We start from the raw sequence: 17146 nt of genomic DNA, 5'->3' as shown, positions 1-17146 counted from the left end.
GATGCAGTGCAAATGCAGTGGGTGACGCGGGATAACCGTGGCCCCAAAAACAAAAAGCCGCTGCCCGGAGGCAGCGGCTTTTTGCGAACCGGAAACGGTATCAGGCGGTTTCGCCGAGCACGGTCACGGCCACATCGACGGCCACGTCGGTGTGCAGGCTCACGTTCACGGTGTAGTCGCCGACCAGCTTCAGCGGGCCGTTGGGCATGCGCACTTGGGCCTTGGCCACGGCGAAGCCTTGCTTGTTCAGCTCTTCAGCCACGTCATGGTTGGTGACGGAACCGAACAGGCGGCCGTCAACGCCAGCCTTCTGGGTCAGCTTCAGAGACACAGAGGCGAGCTTCTCGCCCAGGGCTTGGGCTTCGGCCAGCTTGGCGGCAGCGGCCTTTTCGAGCTCGGCGCGGCGGGCTTCGAATTCGGCGATGGCGGACTGGGTGGCACGGCGGGCACGGCCCGAGGGGATCAGGAAGTTACGGGCGTAGCCGTCCTTGACCTTCACCACATCGCCCAGGGCGCCGAGGTTCACGACTTTGTCGAGCAGGATAACTTGCATGTTCTGGGCTCCTCGTTCAGACGCGATGCTGGTCGCTGTACGGCAGCATGGCCAGGAAACGGGCGCGCTTGATGGCGGTGGTCACCTGGCGCTGGTAAATGGCGCGGGTGCCGGTCAGGCGGGCCGGGATGATCTTGCCGTTTTCGGCGATGAAGTCACGCAGGACGTCGATGTCCTTGTAGTCAACTTCTTCCACGTTCGCCACGGTGAAGCGGCAGAAGCGCTTGCGCTTGAACAGCAGCGATTGGGTGTTGCGCTTGGGGCGCTTGTCTTTGTTGAAACGCTTGGGTGCAGCCATGATGGGCCTTCCTATGTCTTGCTGAAATCTTGGATGTGGAACACCACGCCCTTGCCGTTGCGCGCATTGGCCAGAAAGCCGTGAAACTCACAAACCGAATCGAGACCCTGACGGGCAAGGATTTCGGCCTGGGCACCGAAGGCAACCGCCCTCAGTTGCAGCTTCACCAGCCTGGGGGTGTCCAGTTCGACTTGTTGCGATTCGTGCTCAAGCACGATATTGATCGCTGGGATGCCCGCCGGGGTGTAACGCAGGCTCTGCACCTGCACCACCACCGCCGAGAGTCGAACCAGATTCACCTGTTCTGACACTGCCACGCCGCGTCAATCAGGCGGCGGGTTGCTCCTGCGACTGTTGCTGGCTCTTGCGCGCTTCTTCGCGCTCAACCGACTTCATCATGGCCGAAGGGCCAGTGTCGGCCTTCTTGCGCTGCACGACGAGGTGGCGCAGAACGGCGTCGTTGAACTTGAAGGCGTGCTCCAGCTCGCTCATCACAGCCTGACCGGCTTCGATGTTCACGCAGAGGTAGTGGGCCTTGGACAGCTTGTTGATCTGGTACGCCAGTTGACGGCGGCCCCAGTCTTCAACGCGGTGGATCTTGCCGCCGCCGGCGGTGATCATGCCCTTGTAGCGCTCCAGCATGGCCGGAACCTGTTCGCTTTGATCCGGGTGGATCAGCAGCACGATTTCGTAATGACGCATGGACTCTCCTTTTGGATGAAAAGCTGCCCCCGGCGTCAACAGGGGTGCAGCAAGGCAAGCCCGCGATTATACAAAAAGCAAAAGCCCGGTCCACCAGGGGCAGACCGGGCCGACCACCGGCCCCGAGGGACCGGTGCGATTTGGCAGGCGATCAGGTGAGTTTCAGGTTGGGGTAGCGAACGTGCTCCACCAGTTCCTGAATCTTGCGGTTCGGTGCCGGGGTGACCAGGCTGACGAGGATGATCACCGCAAAGCCCACCGGCACACCGAAGATGCCGGCCGAGATCGGCTGGATGCCGAACCACAGTTCCACCGGCGAGGTCACGCCGAAGATGCCGCGCAGCCAGGGTTGGGTGGTCACCATGTAGTAGAAGGTGATGCCCAGGCCGGCGATCATGCCCAACGAGGCGGCGATGCCGGTGGCGCGCTTCCAGAAGATGCCAAGCACCAGGGCCGGGAAGAACGCTGCGGCCGCGAACGAGAAGGCAGCAGAGACCAGGAACAGGATGTCGGCCGGTTTCTGGGCCGCCACGTAAGCAGCGGCCAGGGCCACGACCAGCAGCAGGACCTTGGAAATGGTCACGCGGCGGGCGGTCGAGGCGTTGGGGTCGATCATCTTGTAGTACAGGTCGTGCGACAGCGCGTTGGCGATGGTCAGCAGCAGGCCGTCGGCGGTGGACAGCGCGGCGGCCAGGCCACCGGCGGCCACCAGGCCGGAGATCACGTAGGGCAGACCGCCAATTTCCGGCGTGGCCAGCACCACGATGTCGCCACCGATGGTCATCTCGTTGAGCTGCAGGACGTTGTCCTTGTTGATGTCCACCACCGACAGCAGGGTCGGATCGACCTTGTTCCAGGCGGCCACCCACTGCGGCAGTTGGTCAAACGGCGTGCCGACCAGCACGTGGAAGACCTCGTACTTCACGAGCACGGCCAGGGCCGGCGCGGTGAAGTACAGCAGGAAGATGAAGAACAAGGACCAGGTCACCGACTGTCGAGCTTCCTTCACGCTGGGCACGGTGTAGTAGCGCATCAGGATGTGCGGCAGCGCGGCGGTGCCCACCATCAGGCAGAAGATCAGCGCCAGGAAGTTGGCCCGCGAGGTGTCGAACGCGGCTTTGGCCTTGTCGTCGCCCTTGGGGTCACCCGAGAACTGCTGCGCGTGACGCGGCATGCCATTGAGCGGCGCCGACTTGGCGTCTGCCGCGGCCTTGGCCTTGGTCCAGGCGGCCTTGGCGGCGGCCTCGTCCTTGGGCAGATCGGACAGCGCCTTCTCGGCCGCCGAGATCTGGGCGGCGGGTGCGTTGGCGGTGCGCAGTTCGTTCAGCTTGGCTTCGGCTGCGGCCTTGTCGGCGGCCAGGGCCGCTGCAGGGTCTTTCAGCTTGGCGGCCAGGGCCTCGGAGCGCTGCTTGTAGATGCCGCGCACTTCCAGCTCTTTCGGGTCGTCGATCAGCAGCTTTTCCTTGGCGGTGACTTTTTCGAGCTGCACGCCGTAGATGGCCTGCGGCACGGGCACGCTGGTTTGCTTCACCGACAGCCACACCACCGGGATCATGTAGGCCACGATCAGGATGATGTACTGCGCCACCTGGGTCCAGGTCACGGCGCGCATGCCACCCAGGAACGAGCACACCAAGATGCCGCCCAGGCCCAGGAAGATGCCCAGTTCAAACGCCACGCCGGTCAGGCGCGAGGTGATGAGGCCCACGCCATAGATCTGCGCCACCACGTAAGTGAACGAGCACAGGATGGCCGCGGCAATGCCCAGGAATCGCGGCAGGTTGCCGCCGTAGCGCTCACCCAGGAAGTCGGGAATGGTGAATTGCCCGAACTTGCGCAGGTAAGGCGCCAGGAACAGGGCCACCAGGCAGTAGCCGCCCGTCCAGCCCATGATGAAGGCCAGGCCGCTGTAACCCGTGAGGTACAGGGTGCCGGCCATGCCGATGAAGGACGCGGCCGACATCCAGTCGGCGCCGGTGGCCATGCCGTTGTACACGGCTGGCACACGGCGCCCGGCCACGTAGTACTCGGCCGCGTCGGTGGTGCGGCTCATGATGCCGATGCCTGCGTACAGCCCGATGGTGGCCAGCAGGAAGATGAAGCCAATCCATTCGCGCGAGAGGCCGAGTTGCTCCAACACGGCCAAGGCGATCACGAAGACGATGAAGCCGCCCGTGTACCACTTGTAGACCTTGTTGAGCTGTTGCTTGAATGCCTTGTTGGAGCCACCGCCGCCGGCGGCCGTTTCAAACATGCCTGCCATGGTTCACTCCTCGTCTTCCTCGACACCGTGTTCGATGTCGAGCTTGTTCATGTACCAGGCGTAGTAGCCAATGATCAGGCAGTACACCACCAGTGAGCCCTGGGCCCCCATCCAGAAGCTGAAGGGCCACCCAAAGAAGTTGAAGCTCAACTCCCGGGCGAAGTAGCTCACCACAAACGTCACCACAAACCAGATGGCCAGCAAGATGGCCGTGATATTGAGGTTCTTCCGCCAGTAACGGCGGTGGTTCTCGGTCAGTTCCATGCGATCGACCTCCATCAACTCACCCTTTCGGGCACGTCACGGACACCACCCGTCTCCTGTGGGTGGCCTGCAGCCCAGGTCCGCGTTTTTCGGGCATCGGCTGGCACCGACGCCCCCTTTTGTTGGGCCGCTCAGCCCAAACGCCAGCTCAGGAAGGGGTGGCCCCCAGCCCGGTCTCGCGTTCCAGTTGAGCGGCCACTTTGGGCTCGAACCGTTTGAGGTGGCGAATGATCTTCGCCGCCTCGTCGGGCTCTTGCCGGTCGACATGAACCCGGGCCAGCTGGTACCAGCCGTAAGGGCTCATGGGCTGCAGTTCGGTGTTGCGCTTGAGGGCGGCGATGGCCTCGTCAAAGCGCTGTTGTCGGATCAGGCACAGCCCCAAGCCATACCAGGCCCGATCGAGCTGGGGGTCGATTTCGGTGGCGCGGCGAAAGGCCGTGGCGGCGCGGTCGAGCTGGCCCAACTCTTCGCACACGTAGCCCAGGTTGAACCAGCCAGCGGCTTGCGCGGGCGCCACGTCCACCAGGCGCTGCAGAGCGTCTGCGGCCCGGGCCTTGTCGCCCATGAGGGCCAGCACATGGGCCTGGGTGGCCAAGGCGTGCAGGTTGCCGGGGTCTTGGCCCAGCAGGCGCCGGGTCAGGTCCAGCGCCTGCTCACGGCGGTCCAGCAGCACCAAGGCTCGAAGCTGAAGGCGACCAAACCAGCGATTGAGGGATTGGCTCATTGACACAGTTGCACCCCGATGGACAGGCAATGGTTAATCTTGGCCATGGTGGCGGCCAGCCAGACGAAGCCCAGAATCAAAAACGCCACCAGGGGGAGGTGGCGGTCGAGCACAAAGCGAGGGGTGACGATGCGCGCCAGCCGAACGAAGGGCCGCCCTAGCAGGGTGAGCACTTGGTAGAAGGGGTTTTGGTCGCGCTTGGCACCGGCCAGCAGCCCCAAGACGAACTGCCCAGCCAAGGCCAGCAGGGCAATTTCGGCGACCAACTTGACGATGGAGATGGTGAGGAGCATGTCAGGTGATTGAAAGCTGAAGCCATTCTTAAGGCCCACCTTACCGAGTTCTTACAAAACCACTCTTATCACGGTCTCACCGGTCGAAACCCTGATGGGGTTTTCCCCTGAAAGTCCCTCGAACAGGCGACTACGATCGACGGCACCATGACTGACACCCCCCCTCCATCGCCTGTGCCTACGACAGACACCTCCATGGCCTTGATGGTCGAGCCGGTGGACGCCTTGATGTCCTGCGATCCCCTCTGCGTGTCAGCGGACCAGTCGTTGCAAGAGGTGGCGAGGCAAATGGCACAGCGACGCAGTTCGGCGGCCCTGGTGCGGCAAGACGATGTGTTGCTGGGTCTGGTCACCGAACACGACCTGAGTGCCCGCGTGGTGGCACAAGGGCGCCCGGTAAACACGCCAGTGGCCGAGGTGCTGACGCCCAACCCCCACTGCGTGCGCCGTGGCGTGCCGGCCTTCGAGGCCATGCTGCTGATGGCCCGCCACGGCATTCACCATGTGCCAGTGCTCGATGGCAATCGCCCCGTCGGCCTGATCACGGCCGACGACCTGCTGCGCGCACAGCAGCGCTCGCCCTTGTGGCTGGCGCGCTCGATTGACCGCCAACCGGGCTTGCCCGGCCTGATCGAGGCCTGCGCACAGGTCCCCTTGCTGCAACTGGACCTGGTGGCGGCCGACGCCACCGCGCACCACACGGGGCGGCTCATCACCGCCATCACCGACGCGGTGACCGTGCGGCTGCTGGCGCTGGCCGAACGCGAGCTCGGCCCGCCTCCCCTGCCCTACGCCTGGGTGGCCGCCGGTTCGCAGGCGCGGCAGGAACAGACCGCCCGCTCCGACCAGGACAACGCCCTGGTGCTGGACGACGCTTACAACGCCGACCGCCATGGGCCCTACTTCGAGGCCCTGGCGCGCTTCGTGTGCGACGGCCTGCACGCCTGCGGCTACGTGCACTGCCCCGGCGACATGATGGCGCGCAACCCGCAATGGCGGCTCACGCGGCGCGAATGGGCCGAGCACTTTGACCAATGGACGCGCACGCCTGACCCGACGGCCCTGATGCTCACCAGCGTGTTCTTTGATCTGCGCACCGTGCACGGCGAGGCGGCACTGGTGGAGTCTCTGCGCGGCGAGCTGCTGCGCGGCACACGCGACAACCCCCTCTTCCTGGGCCACCTGGTGGCCAACGCCCTGAGCCGCACGCCGCCGCTGGGCTGGCTGGGTGGCCTGGCCCCGGCGCGCAGCGGCGAGCACAAAGGCACGATTGACCTCAAGCACCTGGGCGTGGTGCCCATCGTCGACCTGGCGCGGGTGCACGCCCTGGCCGGCGGGCACGCCGAGGTGAACACCCTGGAGCGACTGGACGCGGCGGTGCGCGGTGGCGCGCTGAGCGAGCAGAACGGGCGCGACCTGCGCGAGACCTGGGAGTTTCTGGCCGTCACCCGACTTCGCCACCAGGCCCGGCAACTGCGCTTGGGGCTGGGGGCAGACAGCTTCCTGGATCCGCAAGAACTGTCGCCTTTCGAGCGCACCCAGCTCAAAGACGCCTTCGAGGTGGTGCGCACCGTGCAAACCCTGCTGGGCCAGCGCTACCGATTCTGAGGCTCACTGAGGCTCAGTAACGCAGGCGCGAGAGGTAGCTCCGCTCGGCCGCGGCGCGGGCCTGCCCCAGGGTGGTGATGCCCTGGGCGGCCAGCAGGGGCAGCAGGCGCAGGAACACCTCGGCGGTGACGATGGCGTCACCCAGCGCGGTGTGCCGCCCCACCACCGTGACACCCATCCGCTCGGCGATGGCCTCCAGCCGGTGCGACTCTTGCGCCGGGTGCACCACCGCCGAGAGCAGCAGCGTGTCGAGCACCGGCTGCTCGAACACCACGCCAGTGCTGTCCTCTTTGAGCTGCAGAAAGCGCATGTCAAAGGCTGCGTTGTGCGCCACCAGCACCGTGTCGCGGGCAAAGGCGTGAAAAGCGGGCAACACCACATCGATCGTCGGCTGACCGTGCACCATGTGGGGCTCGATGCCGTGGATCGGCACGGTGGAGGCGGGAATGGGGCGCTGGGGGTCGACAAGCTGCTCGAAGCTTTCGTGCCTGAGCACCTTGCCATTGACGATTCGGGTGGCCCCGATCTGGATGATCTCGTCCCCTTGTGAGGGATTGAGCCCGGTGGTCTCGGTGTCAAACACGGTGAACACCAGCTCGCTCAAGGGATGGTCGTCCAGGCTGCGGCTCAACGGCGTGCTCTGGAACAGATCAAAGTCGTAGAACTCGGGACGGCTGCCCGCCAGCACCATGGGCGTGCTGGACTGCACGGGCGCGGCGGCCAGCGGCAGGTGCCAGCGGAAACAGGCGGTCTGGGTAACGCGGTTTCGCTCGAAGCCCAGGCTGCCCCCATGGCGGGCCACCACGTCGCGCACGCTGGTGCCCAGGGTCTGCCCACCCAGGCGGATCGGGTCAAGCTCCCAGCCCATCACGGTTTCGGTGCTGATGGCCGCGCCCACCCACTCCAGATCAAGAATGGCCTGGCCCTCGCCTGGCTGCAGCCGCAGCGCCACCTGGCGCACGCCAAATTCGTCGCCCAGGCGCTCGGCCAGGCTGGCCAGGGCCTGCAACAAGCCGTAGCTCTCGACGTGTAGCCACACAGCATCGTCCACCGCCGCCAGGTCCACGCGCATGCCGGTGGCGTCCTCGATGCGGCGGGCCGCCGCCGCCAGCAGGTCTCGGCCCCACATGTCCTCCAGCGGCCAACGCTGGTGCAAACCCCAACCGGCCTCGTGCTCGCCCATGCGCACGCGGTGGTTCAGCATGGCCTGCGCTTCCTGCAGTCGGGCACGGGCGGCATCGCGCTGCGCGCCCTGCCAGTCTGTCGAATCGACAAGCGCTTGCATCTGCGCCAGGGTCGCGCGACTGGTCTCCACCAGAGACTGCCAGGCGTGTTCGCGCGCGGCCTCTCGCTCCACTTGTTGCGTCACGTTCTCCAGCATCAGCACGAACCCGCTCAGGCCCTCGGCGCTGGTGGTGTCGCGCACGGGCGCCACCTGAACCCGCAACATCTGCGAGCCCACCGCGGTCACGAACTGGGCCTTGGCCTGGGCCTGCCCGCGCGCCAGGCGCTGGCGGATGAGTTCCAGCGCGTGGGCCAGGGACTGGCGGTCCAGCACGCCATAAACCGAGCGCCCCAGCCCGATCAGTTCGGCGCCGCCCAGCCCCCCGGGGGCCAGCGACAGGCCCCGAAACAGCTCGCGCGCACTGGGGTTGTAAAGCAGGACGCGGCCATCGCGGTTGCACACCACCACGCTGTGCGACAGCTCCGACATCAGCGCCGCCAGTCGCGCCTTTTCTTGCGCCACGCCGGCCGTGGCCTCGGCGACGCGGGCGTCCATGTCTTGCAGCACCTGGCGGCGCTGGACCACCAGGTGGTTGATGGCCTCGGTCAGGGCGTGCAGATCGGGCCCGCCCTCCACCTGCAACTCGCGGTCAACGCCGGTATCGGCCAGCGCCCGGGTCCACTCGGCCAGCCGGCGCACCGGCGCCACCGTGCGCCGCCACACCCAGTTGACCAGGGCCGACACCGCGATCAGCAGGCCCACCACCAGCAAGGCCAGCAATGGCCCACGCGACGCCCAGGCCTCCAGCCACGCCTGGCGCACCGATTCGTCCAAGCTGTAGTCCAACAGCGCCACCACCAAGGCCAGCCACGCCAGCACCAGCGCCGACAAAGCGACGGACACCAGCAGCGGACGGCGGTCGGGGCGGGGTTTCATGGCGTGTCTCCTGCGCGCGATGGTACGCCGGGCTCTGACCGCCACCTGACGTCAGCGGGCAGGTCCACGCCGGGCGCAGACGAAAAAAAGCCGGGCAGGTGCCCGGCTTTTGGGTTGGCGTTGGAGCGCGCGATCAGCTCTTGGCGCCGGCCAGCAGTTGCCAGGTGGCGACCACGGTGTCGGGGTTTAGCGAGATGGAGCTAATGCCCTCATCGCGCAGCCACTGAGCGAAGTCGGGGTGGTCGCTGGGGCCCTGGCCGCAGATGCCCACGTACTTGCCCTCGGCCTTGCAGGCGCCGATGGCGAGCTTGAGCAGGGCCTTGACGGCCGGGTCGCGCTCGTCGAAGTCGTGCGCCAGCAGTTCCAGGCCCGAGTCGCGGTCCAGGCCCAGGGTGAGCTGGGTCAGGTCGTTCGAGCCGATGGAGAAGCCGTCGAAGAACTGCAGGAAGTCGTGAGCCAGCACAGCGTTGCTGGGGATCTCGCACATCATGATGATCTTCAGCTCGTTCTCACCGCGCTTGAGGCCTTGGGCGGCCAGCAGCTCGGTGACGCGCTGGGCCTGGCCCAGGGTGCGCACGAAGGGCACCATCACCTGCACGTTGGTCAGGCCCATTTCTTCGCGCACGCGCTTGATGGCCTCGCACTCCATGGCAAAGGCCTCGCGGAAGTCTTCGCTGACGTAGCGGGCCGCGCCACGGAAACCCAGCATGGGGTTTTCTTCGTCGGGCTCGTAGCGGCTGCCACCGACCAGCTTGCGGTACTCGTTGGACTTGAAGTCGGAGAGGCGCACGATGACGGGCTTGGGCCAGAAGGCCGCGGCGATGGTGGCCACGCCTTCGGCCACTTTGTCCACGTAGAAGGCGCGCGGCGAGGCGTGGCCACGGGCCACCGACTCCACGGCCTTCTTCAGGTCGGCATCAACAGCGGGGTAGTCCAGGATGGCCTTGGGGTGCACGCCGATGTTGTTGTTGATGATGAATTCCAGGCGGGCCAGGCCCACGCCGCCATTGGGAATCTGCGCGAAGTCGAAGGCGAGCTGGGGGTTGCCCACGTTCATCATGATCTTCACGTCCACCGGGGGCATCTCGCCGCGGGTGACCTCGGTCACCTCGGTTTCGAGCAGGCCGTCGTAAATCTGGCCGGTGTCGCCTTCGGCGCAGCTCACGGTGACCAGGGTGCCGTCCTTCAGGGTGTCGGTGGCATTGCCACAGCCCACCACGGCCGGAATGCCCAGTTCGCGCGCGATGATGGCGGCGTGGCAGGTGCGGCCGCCGCGGTTGGTGACGATGGCGCTGGCGCGCTTCATCACCGGCTCCCAGTTGGGGTCGGTCATGTCGGTGACCAGCACGTCACCGGGCTGCACCTTGTCCATTTCGCTGATGTTGTGCACCAGGCGAACCGGGCCAGTGCCCACCTTCTGGCCGATGGCCCGGCCCGAGGCCAGCACGGCGCCCTTGCCCTTGAGCTTGTAACGCACCTCGGTCTTGCCGGCGCTCTGGCTCTTCACGGTCTCGGGGCGGGCCTGCAGGATGTAGAGCTGGCCGTCGGTGCCGTCCTTGCCCCACTCGATGTCCATGGGGCGGCCGTAGTGCTGCTCGATCACCAGGGCGTACTTCGCCAGTTGCTCGACGTCGGCTTCGGTCAGGCTGTAGCGGTTGCGCTGCTCCACCGGCACGTCGATGGTCTTGACCAGCTTGCCAGTGGCGGCCTTCTCCTCGGGGGTGGAGAAGGTCATCTGGATCAGCTTGCTGCCCAGGTTGCGGCGAATCACGGCGCGCTTGCCTGCCTTGAGCATGGGCTTGTGCACATAGAACTCGTCGGGGTTCACGGCGCCCTGCACCACGGTCTCGCCCAGGCCGTAGCTGGAGGTGATGAAGACCACGTCTTCAAAGCCGCTTTCGGTGTCGATGGTGAACATCACGCCGGCGGCGCCCAGGTCAGAGCGCACCATGCGCTGCACGCCGGCCGACAGGGCCACGTCGGCGTGGGCAAAGCCCTTGTGCACGCGGTAGCTGATGGCGCGGTCGTTGTAGAGGGAGGCAAACACCTCCTTCATCTTGTGCAGCACTTCTTCGATGCCCACCACGTTCAGGAAGGTTTCCTGCTGGCCGGCGAAGGAGGCGTCGGGCAGGTCTTCGGCGGTGGCCGACGAGCGCACGGCGAACGAGGCGGCGGGGTTGCCGGCGGAGAGCTTGGCGAACTCGTCGCGGATGGCCTTTTCCAGGTCAGCCGGGAAAGGCTGGTTTTCCACCATGGCGCGAATCTCGGCGCCGGCTTCGGCCAGGGCACGCACATCTTCGGTGTCCAGGGCGTCCAGGCGGGCGTTGATGCGGTCGGTCAGGCCGTCGGCCTTGAGGAATTCGCGAAAGGCGTGCGCCGTGGTGGCAAAGCCCGTGGGCACTTTCACGCCGCTGGGGAGCTGCGAAATCATCTCGCCGAGGCTGGCGTTCTTGCCGCCGACGGCCTCGACATCGCTCATTCTGAGCTTCTCGAAAGGGACGACCAGATCGGTCGCGCCAAACAGGTTGGACATGGAAAGACTCCTAAGGTTGAAAAACCGGGGTTCCATGCGCCAGCGATTGACCTGTTGTTCTGTTGTGGGTCGGCACCGGGCAAGGGAGCAAATGGGGGGGCTGGGTCAGCCGGGATAATGGCGCACCCAACACAACCCTCGCATTGTAAGGACGGCCGCACCATGCCCACCAGGACGGTTTTTTTCATCTCTGACGGCACCGGCATCACCGCTGAGACTTTTGGCAACGCCATCCTGGCGCAGTTCGAGACCAATTTGCGCCGGGTGCGCCTGCCCTTTGTGGACGATGTGGACAAAGCCCACCAGGCGGTGCGCCAGATCAACCACACGGCCGACGTGGAAGGCCGCCCGCCAGTGGTTTTCACCACCGTGGTTCGCGAAGACGTGCTCGATGTGTTCAAGCACAACTGCAAGGGCAAGATCCTGGACATGTTCGGCACCTTCGTGGAGCCGCTGGAACACGAACTGGGCATCAAGAGCAACCACCGCGTGGGCCGCTTCTCTGACGTCTCCAAGAGCAAGTCTTACAACGACCGCATCGAGGCCATCAACTTCTCGCTGGCCCACGACGACGGCCAGAGCCACAAAGACCTGGCGGGCTCAGACGTGATCCTGGTGGGCGTGAGCCGAAGCGGCAAGACGCCCACCTCGCTGTACCTGGCCATGCAGCACGGGCTAAAGGCGTCGAACTACCCGCTCATTCCGGAGGATTTCGAGCGCCGGCAACTGCCCCCGGCGCTGGTGCCACACCGCAAGAAGATCTTCGGCCTGACGATCGCGCCAGAGCGCCTGTCCGAGATCCGCAATGAGCGCCGCCCCAACTCACGCTACGCCAGCCTGGCCAACTGCCGCATGGAAGTGGCCGAGGCCGAGGCCATGATGCGCCGCGAGGGCATTCGCTGGCTCTCCACCACCACCAAGTCGATCGAAGAGATCGCCACCACCATCCTGCAAGAGGTGCGGCCCGAGCGCCTCGAGTACTGAAGCGGCGTGGCGAGAAAGCTGACGGCTGTTTAAGGCGACGGTCAGTCTCGCGTCAGCGCCGGGTCAGTGGTGCGTCAGTGGGGGTGCCTACCCTCCGTCTCCTTACCCCCTTAGAAGGAGACAACGATGGACGAAGACTTGGTGAAACGGATCGCAAGCGATCCCACCTATCAGCAACTGCGCCGAAGCCGCTCGGCGTTTGGCTGGTGGCTGACCCTGGCGATGATGGTCGTGTACTACGGCTTCATCCTGCTGGTGGCCTTTGACAAACAACTGCTGGCCCAGCGCCTGGGCGAAGGCGTGATGACGCTGGGCATCCCCGTGGGCTTCGGCGTGATCGTGTTCACCATCGTGGTGACGGCCATCTACGTCAAGCGCGCCAACGGCGAGTTCGACGAGCTGACCGAGCGCCTGCTGAAGGGGGTGAAGCGATGAGCCGCCACCACAACACCTTGCGCCGCGTCGCCACCTTGCTGGCCTTGTGCGGTGTGTCGGCTGCGGTGTATGCCGCCGGTGCCGACCTGGGCCAGGCCGAGAAGCAATCGACCAACTGGACGGCCATCGGCATGTTCGGCCTGTTCGTGCTGGCCACGCTCTACATCACCAAGTGGGCCGCGGCCAAAACCCGCAGCGCCGCCGACTTCTACACCGCCGGCGGCGGCATCACCGGCTTCCAGAACGGCCTGGCCATCGCGGGCGACTACATGTCGGCCGCGTCCTTCCTGGGCATCAGCGCGGCCGTGATGGCCAGCGGCTTTGACGGCCTGATCTATTCCATCGGTTTCCTGGTGGGCTGGCCGGTCATCACCTTCCTGATGGCCGAGCGCCTGCGCAACCTGGGCAAGTTCACCTTCGCCGACGTGGCGGGCTACCGCTTCCAGCAGACGCCGATCCGCGCCTTCGCGGCCTCGGGCACGCTGGTGGTGGTGGCGTTCTACCTGATCGCGCAGATGGTCGGCGCCGGCCAGCTCATCAAGCTGCTGTTCGGCCTGGAGTACTGGATGGCCGTGGTCATCGTCGGCGCGCTGATGATGGTCTATGTGCTGTTCGGCGGCATGACGGCCACCACCTGGGTGCAGATCATCAAGGCGGTGATGCTGCTGGCGGGCGTGAGCTTCATGGCCTTCATGGTGCTGGCACAGTACGGCTTCAGCCCCGAGGCGCTGTTCGCCAAGGGCGTGGAAGTGCGCACCAATATCGCCGCCAACACCGGCATGTCGGCTGAAGACGCCGCCAAGAAGGGGCTGTCCATCATGGGCCCCGGCGGCTTCATCAAGGACCCGATCTCGGCCATCTCGTTCGGCATGGCGCTGATGTTCGGCACCGCCGGCCTGCCCCACATCCTGATGCGCTTCTTCACCGTGCCTTCGGCCAAGGAAGCGCGCAAGAGCGTGATGTGGGCCACCGGCTGGATCGGCTACTTCTACCTGCTGACCTTCATCATCGGCTTCGGCGCCATCACCTTCGTACTGACCAACCCGCAATTCCTGGACGCCAAGGGCGGCCTGGTGGGCGGCAGCAACATGGCCGCCGTGCACCTGGCCAATGCCGTGGGCGGCAACGTGTTCCTGGGCTTCATCTCGGCCGTGGCCTTCGCCACCATCCTGGCCGTGGTGGCCGGCCTGACGCTCTCGGGCGCCTCGGCCGTGTCGCACGACCTGTACGCCACCGTGATCAAGCAAGGCAAGGCCGACAGCAAGGCAGAACTGCGCGTGTCCAAGATCACCACCATTGCCCTGGGCGTGGTGGCGGTGTTGCTGGGCATTGCCTTCGAGAAGCAGAACATCGCCTTCATGGTGTCGCTGGCCTTCGCCATCGCCGCCTCGGCCAACTTCCCCGTGCTCTTCATGAGCGTGCTGTGGAAGGACTGCACCACCAAGGGCGCGGTGATCGGCGGCTTCCTCGGCCTGATCTCGTCGGTGGTGCTGACGGTGGTGTCGCCCTCGGTGTGGGAAGCCACGCTGGGCAACCCCAAGGGCTCGGCGCTGTTCCCCTACACCTCGCCGGCGCTGTTCTCGATGACCATCGGCTTCGTGGGCATCTGGGTCTTCTCGCTGCTGGACCGCAGCCGCCGCGCTGGCGTGGACCGCGCGGGCTTCCTGGCGCAACAGGTGCGCTCGGAAACCGGCATCGGTGCCTCGACGGCGTCGGGCCACTAAGCCACGACCAAGGCCTGGGCGAGCGGTCGCCAGGCCACCAAGGACAAAAGGCCACGGGCACTGCCCGTGGCCTTTTGCGTTTCACCCAGCCTGATGGGGTGCGTCAGGCCGCAACCGCCTCACCCGCCGCCACCACGGGCTGGCGAATGAGGTAGTCAAAGGCGCTCAGCGAGGCTTTGGCGCCATCGCCAGCGGCAATCACGATCTGCTTGTACGGCACGGTGGTGCAGTCGCCTGCAGCGAACACACCGTCCACGCTGGTGTGGCCCTTGGCGTCCACCACGATCTCGCCGAAGCGGCTGAGCTCCAGCGTGCCCTTGAGCCACTCGGTGTTGGGCACCAGGCCGATCTGCACGAACACGCCTTCGAGTTCGACGTGGCGAATCTCGCCGCTCACGCGGTCCTTGTAGCTCAGGCCATTCACGGTGCCGCCAGCGCCGGTGATTTCGGTGGTCTGTGCGTTCACGTGGATGGTGACGTTGGGCAGGCTCTTGAGCTTGCTCACCAGCACCGCGTCGGCCTTGAGGGCGTCGGCGAATTCGATGAGGGTGACGTGTTGCACCACGCCGGCCAGGTCAATGGCCGCTTCCACGCCCGAGTTGCCACCGCCGATCACCGCCACGCGCTTGCCCTTGAACAGGGGGCCGTCGCAGTGCGGGCAATAAGCCACGCCCTTGTTCTTGTACTCGGCTTCGCCGGGCACGTTCACGTTGCGCCAGCGCGCGCCGGTGGACAGGATCACGCTGCGCGCCTTCAAGGTGGCGCCGTTGCTCATCTGCACCTGCACCAGGCCGCCCGGCTCGCTGGCCGGAATCAGCTTCTCGGCGCGCTGCAGGTTCATGATGTCCACGCCGTAGTGGCGCACCTGGGCTTCCAGGTCGGCCGCGAACTTCGGGCCGTTGGTTTCCAGCACGCTGATGTAGTTCTCAATCGCCAGCGTGTCGTTCACCTGGCCGCCGAAACGCTCAGCGGCCACGCCCACGCGAATGCCCTTGCGGGCGGCGTACACGGCAGCGGCGGCGCCGGCCGGGCCACCGCCCACCACCAGCACGTCAAAGGCGTCTTTGGCGTTCAGCTTGGCGGCTTCGCGCTCGTCGCTGTTCACGTCGAGCTTGGCCACGATCTCTTCCACCGACATGCGGCCCGAGCCGAACACTTGGCCATTGAGGAAGACCATGGGCACGGCCATCACCTGGCGGGCTTCCACCTCTGCCTGGAACAGGGCACCGTCGATCACCGTGGTGTGGATGCGCGGGTTGCGAATGGCCATGAGCGACAAGGCCTGCACCACGTCCGGGCAGTTGTGGCAGGACAGGCTCATGTAGACCTCGAAATGGAAGTCACCGTCGAGCGCGGCGATGGTCTCCAGCGTTTCGGCCTCGACCTTGGGCGGGTGGCCGCCGGTCCACAGCAGGGCCAGCACCAGCGAGGTGAACTCGTGGCCCATGGGGATGGCGGCAAAGCGCACACCGGTGCTTTCGCCTTCGCGGGCGATCACGAACGAGGGCTTGCGGCTGTCGCTGCCGGATTCGTCGTAAGACACCTTGTCGGACAGGCCGGCGATCTCTTGCAGCAGCTCGCGCAGCTCGGCCGACGAAGCACCGTCGTCCAGGGACGCGATCAGCCGGATGGGCTGACGCAAGTTGCCGAGGTAAGCCTGCAACTGGTTCTTGAGGTTGGCGTCGAGCATGGGGATCTCCTTCAAAACGGGTGGGGCAAAAGTGCCGCCGGGGGATGGGTCGCGGTCCGCAAGGGACCGCAACCCATCGGGCTGCGGTACTTGGCAGTACTTGAGCGGGTGGCTTAGATCTTGCCGACCAGTTCCAGCGACGGAGCGATGGTCTTGGCGCCTTCGTTCCACTTGGCCGGGCAGACCTGGCCGGGGTTGTTGGCCACGTACTGGGCAGCCTTCAGCTTGCGCAGGGTTTCCTTCACGTCACGGGCGATGGCGTTGTCGTGCACTTCCATCGTCTTGATGGTGCCTTCGGGGTTGATGATGAAGGTGCCGCGCAGGGCCAGGCCTTCTTCAGGGATGTGCACGCCGAAGGCGTTGGTCAGGGCGTGGGTGGGGTCGCCCACCAGCGGGAACTGGGCCTTGCCCACGGCGGGGGAGGTCTCGTGCCACACCTTGTGCGAGAAGTGGGTGTCGGTGGTCACGATGTAGACCTCGGCACCGGCCTTCTGGAACTCGGCGTAGTTGTCGGCAGCGTCTTCCACTTCGGTGGGGCAGTTGAAGGTGAAAGCGGCGGGCATGAAGATCAGCACGGACCACTTGCCCTTCAGGGAAGCTTCGGTCACTTCGATGAACTTGCCGTTGTGGAAAGCCTGGGTCTTGAAGGGCTGAACTTGGGTGTTGATCAGGGACATGGTGTCTTCCTTGAGTTGAGGTTGCGAGTAAGGGTGAAACGCGCGCCACGGCAAAGTGGCGACGGGATGAACTATAGATGATTTCTATGACATTTACGTATTGATAGTTGCTATTCACCCGATAGCTTTTTTGCTGCAACGCAAAACCTGAATGCGAATGTTTCTCGTTTATGGTATCGTTCAGCCTGAACAGCCAGCCAATCGCCCGAGGCGATGCAGCCAGCCGACAACCCTCCG

16 protein-coding genes are annotated in these 17146 nt (G+C 65.4%); 4 read left to right on the top strand and 12 right to left on the bottom strand.

Features of this window, described 5'->3' with window-relative positions:
* Positions 1-100: 100 nt before the first annotated feature.
* The 8 genes from rplI to ACE3RQ_RS02440 form a co-directional block, all read right to left on the bottom strand.
* Positions 101-553, bottom strand: a complete 453-nt coding sequence (rplI, locus tag ACE3RQ_RS02475; protein ID WP_374519553.1) for a 50S ribosomal protein L9 — start codon at positions 551-553, stop codon at positions 101-103.
* 16 nt (positions 554-569) lie between these two features.
* Positions 570-851: a 30S ribosomal protein S18 gene (gene rpsR, locus ACE3RQ_RS02470; protein WP_374519551.1), complete on the bottom strand. Its 282-nt coding sequence runs from the start codon at positions 849-851 to the stop codon at positions 570-572.
* Between the two features lie 11 nt (positions 852-862).
* Positions 863-1168, bottom strand: coding sequence for a primosomal replication protein N (gene priB / locus ACE3RQ_RS02465; RefSeq protein WP_374519549.1), 306 nt, complete (start codon positions 1166-1168; stop codon positions 863-865).
* 10 nt (positions 1169-1178) lie between these two features.
* Positions 1179-1553 carry a 30S ribosomal protein S6 gene (rpsF, locus tag ACE3RQ_RS02460; RefSeq protein ID WP_374519547.1) on the bottom strand — a complete coding sequence of 125 codons (375 nt, stop codon included), beginning with the start codon at positions 1551-1553 and terminating at the stop codon, positions 1179-1181.
* Positions 1554-1704: 151 nt separating this feature from the next.
* Positions 1705-3816: a sodium:solute symporter family protein gene (locus ACE3RQ_RS02455; RefSeq protein WP_374519545.1), complete on the bottom strand. Its 2112-nt coding sequence runs from the start codon at positions 3814-3816 to the stop codon at positions 1705-1707.
* 3 nt (positions 3817-3819) lie between these two features.
* Positions 3820-4080, bottom strand: coding sequence for a DUF4212 domain-containing protein (locus tag ACE3RQ_RS02450; RefSeq protein ID WP_374519692.1), 261 nt, complete (start codon positions 4078-4080; stop codon positions 3820-3822).
* A gap of 148 nt (positions 4081-4228) precedes the next feature.
* Positions 4229-4804 (bottom strand): tetratricopeptide repeat protein, encoded by a 576-nt coding sequence (locus tag ACE3RQ_RS02445; RefSeq protein ID WP_374519543.1) that lies wholly within the window; start codon positions 4802-4804, stop codon positions 4229-4231.
* On the bottom strand, positions 4801-5097 hold the full coding sequence (locus tag ACE3RQ_RS02440) for a hypothetical protein (protein ID WP_374519541.1): 297 nt from the start codon (positions 5095-5097) through the stop codon (positions 4801-4803). Before ACE3RQ_RS02440 ends, ACE3RQ_RS02445 begins: the two co-directional genes overlap by 4 nt.
* A 195-nt stretch (positions 5098-5292) precedes the next feature.
* On the opposite strand from ACE3RQ_RS02440, the gene ACE3RQ_RS02435 reads away from it, so the two are divergent.
* A complete protein-coding gene (locus ACE3RQ_RS02435) occupies positions 5293-6705 on the top strand; it encodes a DUF294 nucleotidyltransferase-like domain-containing protein (protein ID WP_374519539.1) in 1413 nt (470 codons plus the stop codon).
* Positions 6706-6718: 13 nt separating this feature from the next.
* Here the strand turns inward: ACE3RQ_RS02435 and ACE3RQ_RS02430 are convergent, their stop codons facing one another.
* Together ACE3RQ_RS02430 and ppsA are read right to left on the bottom strand one after the other, a co-directional pair.
* Positions 6719-8866, bottom strand: a complete 2148-nt coding sequence (locus ACE3RQ_RS02430) for an exonuclease domain-containing protein (RefSeq protein WP_374519537.1) — start codon at positions 8864-8866, stop codon at positions 6719-6721.
* 133 nt (positions 8867-8999) lie between these two features.
* The gene (gene ppsA, locus ACE3RQ_RS02425) at positions 9000-11399 is read right to left on the bottom strand and encodes a phosphoenolpyruvate synthase (protein ID WP_374519535.1); all 2400 of its coding nucleotides are present in this window, start codon (positions 11397-11399) and stop codon (positions 9000-9002) included.
* Between the two features lie 162 nt (positions 11400-11561).
* On the opposite strand from ppsA, the gene ACE3RQ_RS02420 reads away from it, so the two are divergent.
* The 3 genes from ACE3RQ_RS02420 (at position 11562) to ACE3RQ_RS02410 (ending at position 14542) form a co-directional block, all read left to right on the top strand.
* The gene (locus ACE3RQ_RS02420; RefSeq protein ID WP_374519533.1) at positions 11562-12383 is read left to right on the top strand and encodes a pyruvate, water dikinase regulatory protein; all 822 of its coding nucleotides are present in this window, start codon (positions 11562-11564) and stop codon (positions 12381-12383) included.
* Between the two features lie 126 nt (positions 12384-12509).
* Complete coding sequence (locus ACE3RQ_RS02415; protein WP_374519531.1) at positions 12510-12818, top strand: DUF485 domain-containing protein; 309 nt, start codon at positions 12510-12512, stop codon at positions 12816-12818.
* Complete coding sequence (locus tag ACE3RQ_RS02410; RefSeq protein ID WP_374519529.1) at positions 12815-14542, top strand: cation acetate symporter; 1728 nt, start codon at positions 12815-12817, stop codon at positions 14540-14542. Before ACE3RQ_RS02415 ends, ACE3RQ_RS02410 begins: the two co-directional genes overlap by 4 nt.
* Positions 14543-14645: 103 nt before the next feature.
* Here the strand turns inward: ACE3RQ_RS02410 and ahpF are convergent, their stop codons facing one another.
* Both ahpF and ahpC read right to left on the bottom strand, forming a co-directional pair.
* Positions 14646-16232: an alkyl hydroperoxide reductase subunit F gene (gene ahpF / locus ACE3RQ_RS02405; protein ID WP_374519527.1), complete on the bottom strand. Its 1587-nt coding sequence runs from the start codon at positions 16230-16232 to the stop codon at positions 14646-14648.
* Between the two features lie 113 nt (positions 16233-16345).
* A complete protein-coding gene (gene ahpC / locus ACE3RQ_RS02400) occupies positions 16346-16909 on the bottom strand; it encodes an alkyl hydroperoxide reductase subunit C (protein ID WP_374519525.1) in 564 nt (187 codons plus the stop codon).
* Positions 16910-17146 lie beyond the last annotated feature (237 nt).

The sequence above is a fragment of the Hydrogenophaga sp. genome (assembly GCF_041913525.1).
GTDB lineage: Bacteria > Pseudomonadota > Gammaproteobacteria > Burkholderiales > Burkholderiaceae_C > Hydrogenophaga.
The sequence above is the reverse complement of the archived record's forward strand: the minus strand, read 5'-3'. Positions and strand labels throughout refer to the sequence as shown.

What these genes read in the sequence shown, in the direction of transcription:
- ACE3RQ_RS02455 (WP_374519545.1), bottom strand. Translation starts at nt 3,816, where the DNA reads ATGGCAGGCATGTTTGAAACGGCCGCCGGCGGCGGTGGCTCCAACAAG.
- ACE3RQ_RS02410 (WP_374519529.1), top strand. Translation starts at nt 12,815, where the DNA reads ATGAGCCGCCACCACAACACCTTGCGCCGCGTCGCCACCTTGCTGGCC.
- ACE3RQ_RS02440 (WP_374519541.1), bottom strand. Translation starts at nt 5,097, where the DNA reads ATGCTCCTCACCATCTCCATCGTCAAGTTGGTCGCCGAAATTGCCCTG.
- ahpC (WP_374519525.1), bottom strand. Translation starts at nt 16,909, where the DNA reads ATGTCCCTGATCAACACCCAAGTTCAGCCCTTCAAGACCCAGGCTTTC.
- ACE3RQ_RS02415 (WP_374519531.1), top strand. Translation starts at nt 12,510, where the DNA reads ATGGACGAAGACTTGGTGAAACGGATCGCAAGCGATCCCACCTATCAG.
- rpsF (WP_374519547.1), bottom strand. Translation starts at nt 1,553, where the DNA reads ATGCGTCATTACGAAATCGTGCTGCTGATCCACCCGGATCAAAGCGAA.
- ACE3RQ_RS02435 (WP_374519539.1), top strand. Translation starts at nt 5,293, where the DNA reads ATGGCCTTGATGGTCGAGCCGGTGGACGCCTTGATGTCCTGCGATCCC.
- ACE3RQ_RS02430 (WP_374519537.1), bottom strand. Translation starts at nt 8,866, where the DNA reads ATGAAACCCCGCCCCGACCGCCGTCCGCTGCTGGTGTCCGTCGCTTTG.
- ACE3RQ_RS02450 (WP_374519692.1), bottom strand. Translation starts at nt 4,080, where the DNA reads ATGGAACTGACCGAGAACCACCGCCGTTACTGGCGGAAGAACCTCAAT.
- ahpF (WP_374519527.1), bottom strand. Translation starts at nt 16,232, where the DNA reads ATGCTCGACGCCAACCTCAAGAACCAGTTGCAGGCTTACCTCGGCAAC.
- ppsA (WP_374519535.1), bottom strand. Translation starts at nt 11,399, where the DNA reads ATGTCCAACCTGTTTGGCGCGACCGATCTGGTCGTCCCTTTCGAGAAG.
- ACE3RQ_RS02420 (WP_374519533.1), top strand. Translation starts at nt 11,562, where the DNA reads ATGCCCACCAGGACGGTTTTTTTCATCTCTGACGGCACCGGCATCACC.
- ACE3RQ_RS02445 (WP_374519543.1), bottom strand. Translation starts at nt 4,804, where the DNA reads ATGAGCCAATCCCTCAATCGCTGGTTTGGTCGCCTTCAGCTTCGAGCC.
- rplI (WP_374519553.1), bottom strand. Translation starts at nt 553, where the DNA reads ATGCAAGTTATCCTGCTCGACAAAGTCGTGAACCTCGGCGCCCTGGGC.
- rpsR (WP_374519551.1), bottom strand. Translation starts at nt 851, where the DNA reads ATGGCTGCACCCAAGCGTTTCAACAAAGACAAGCGCCCCAAGCGCAAC.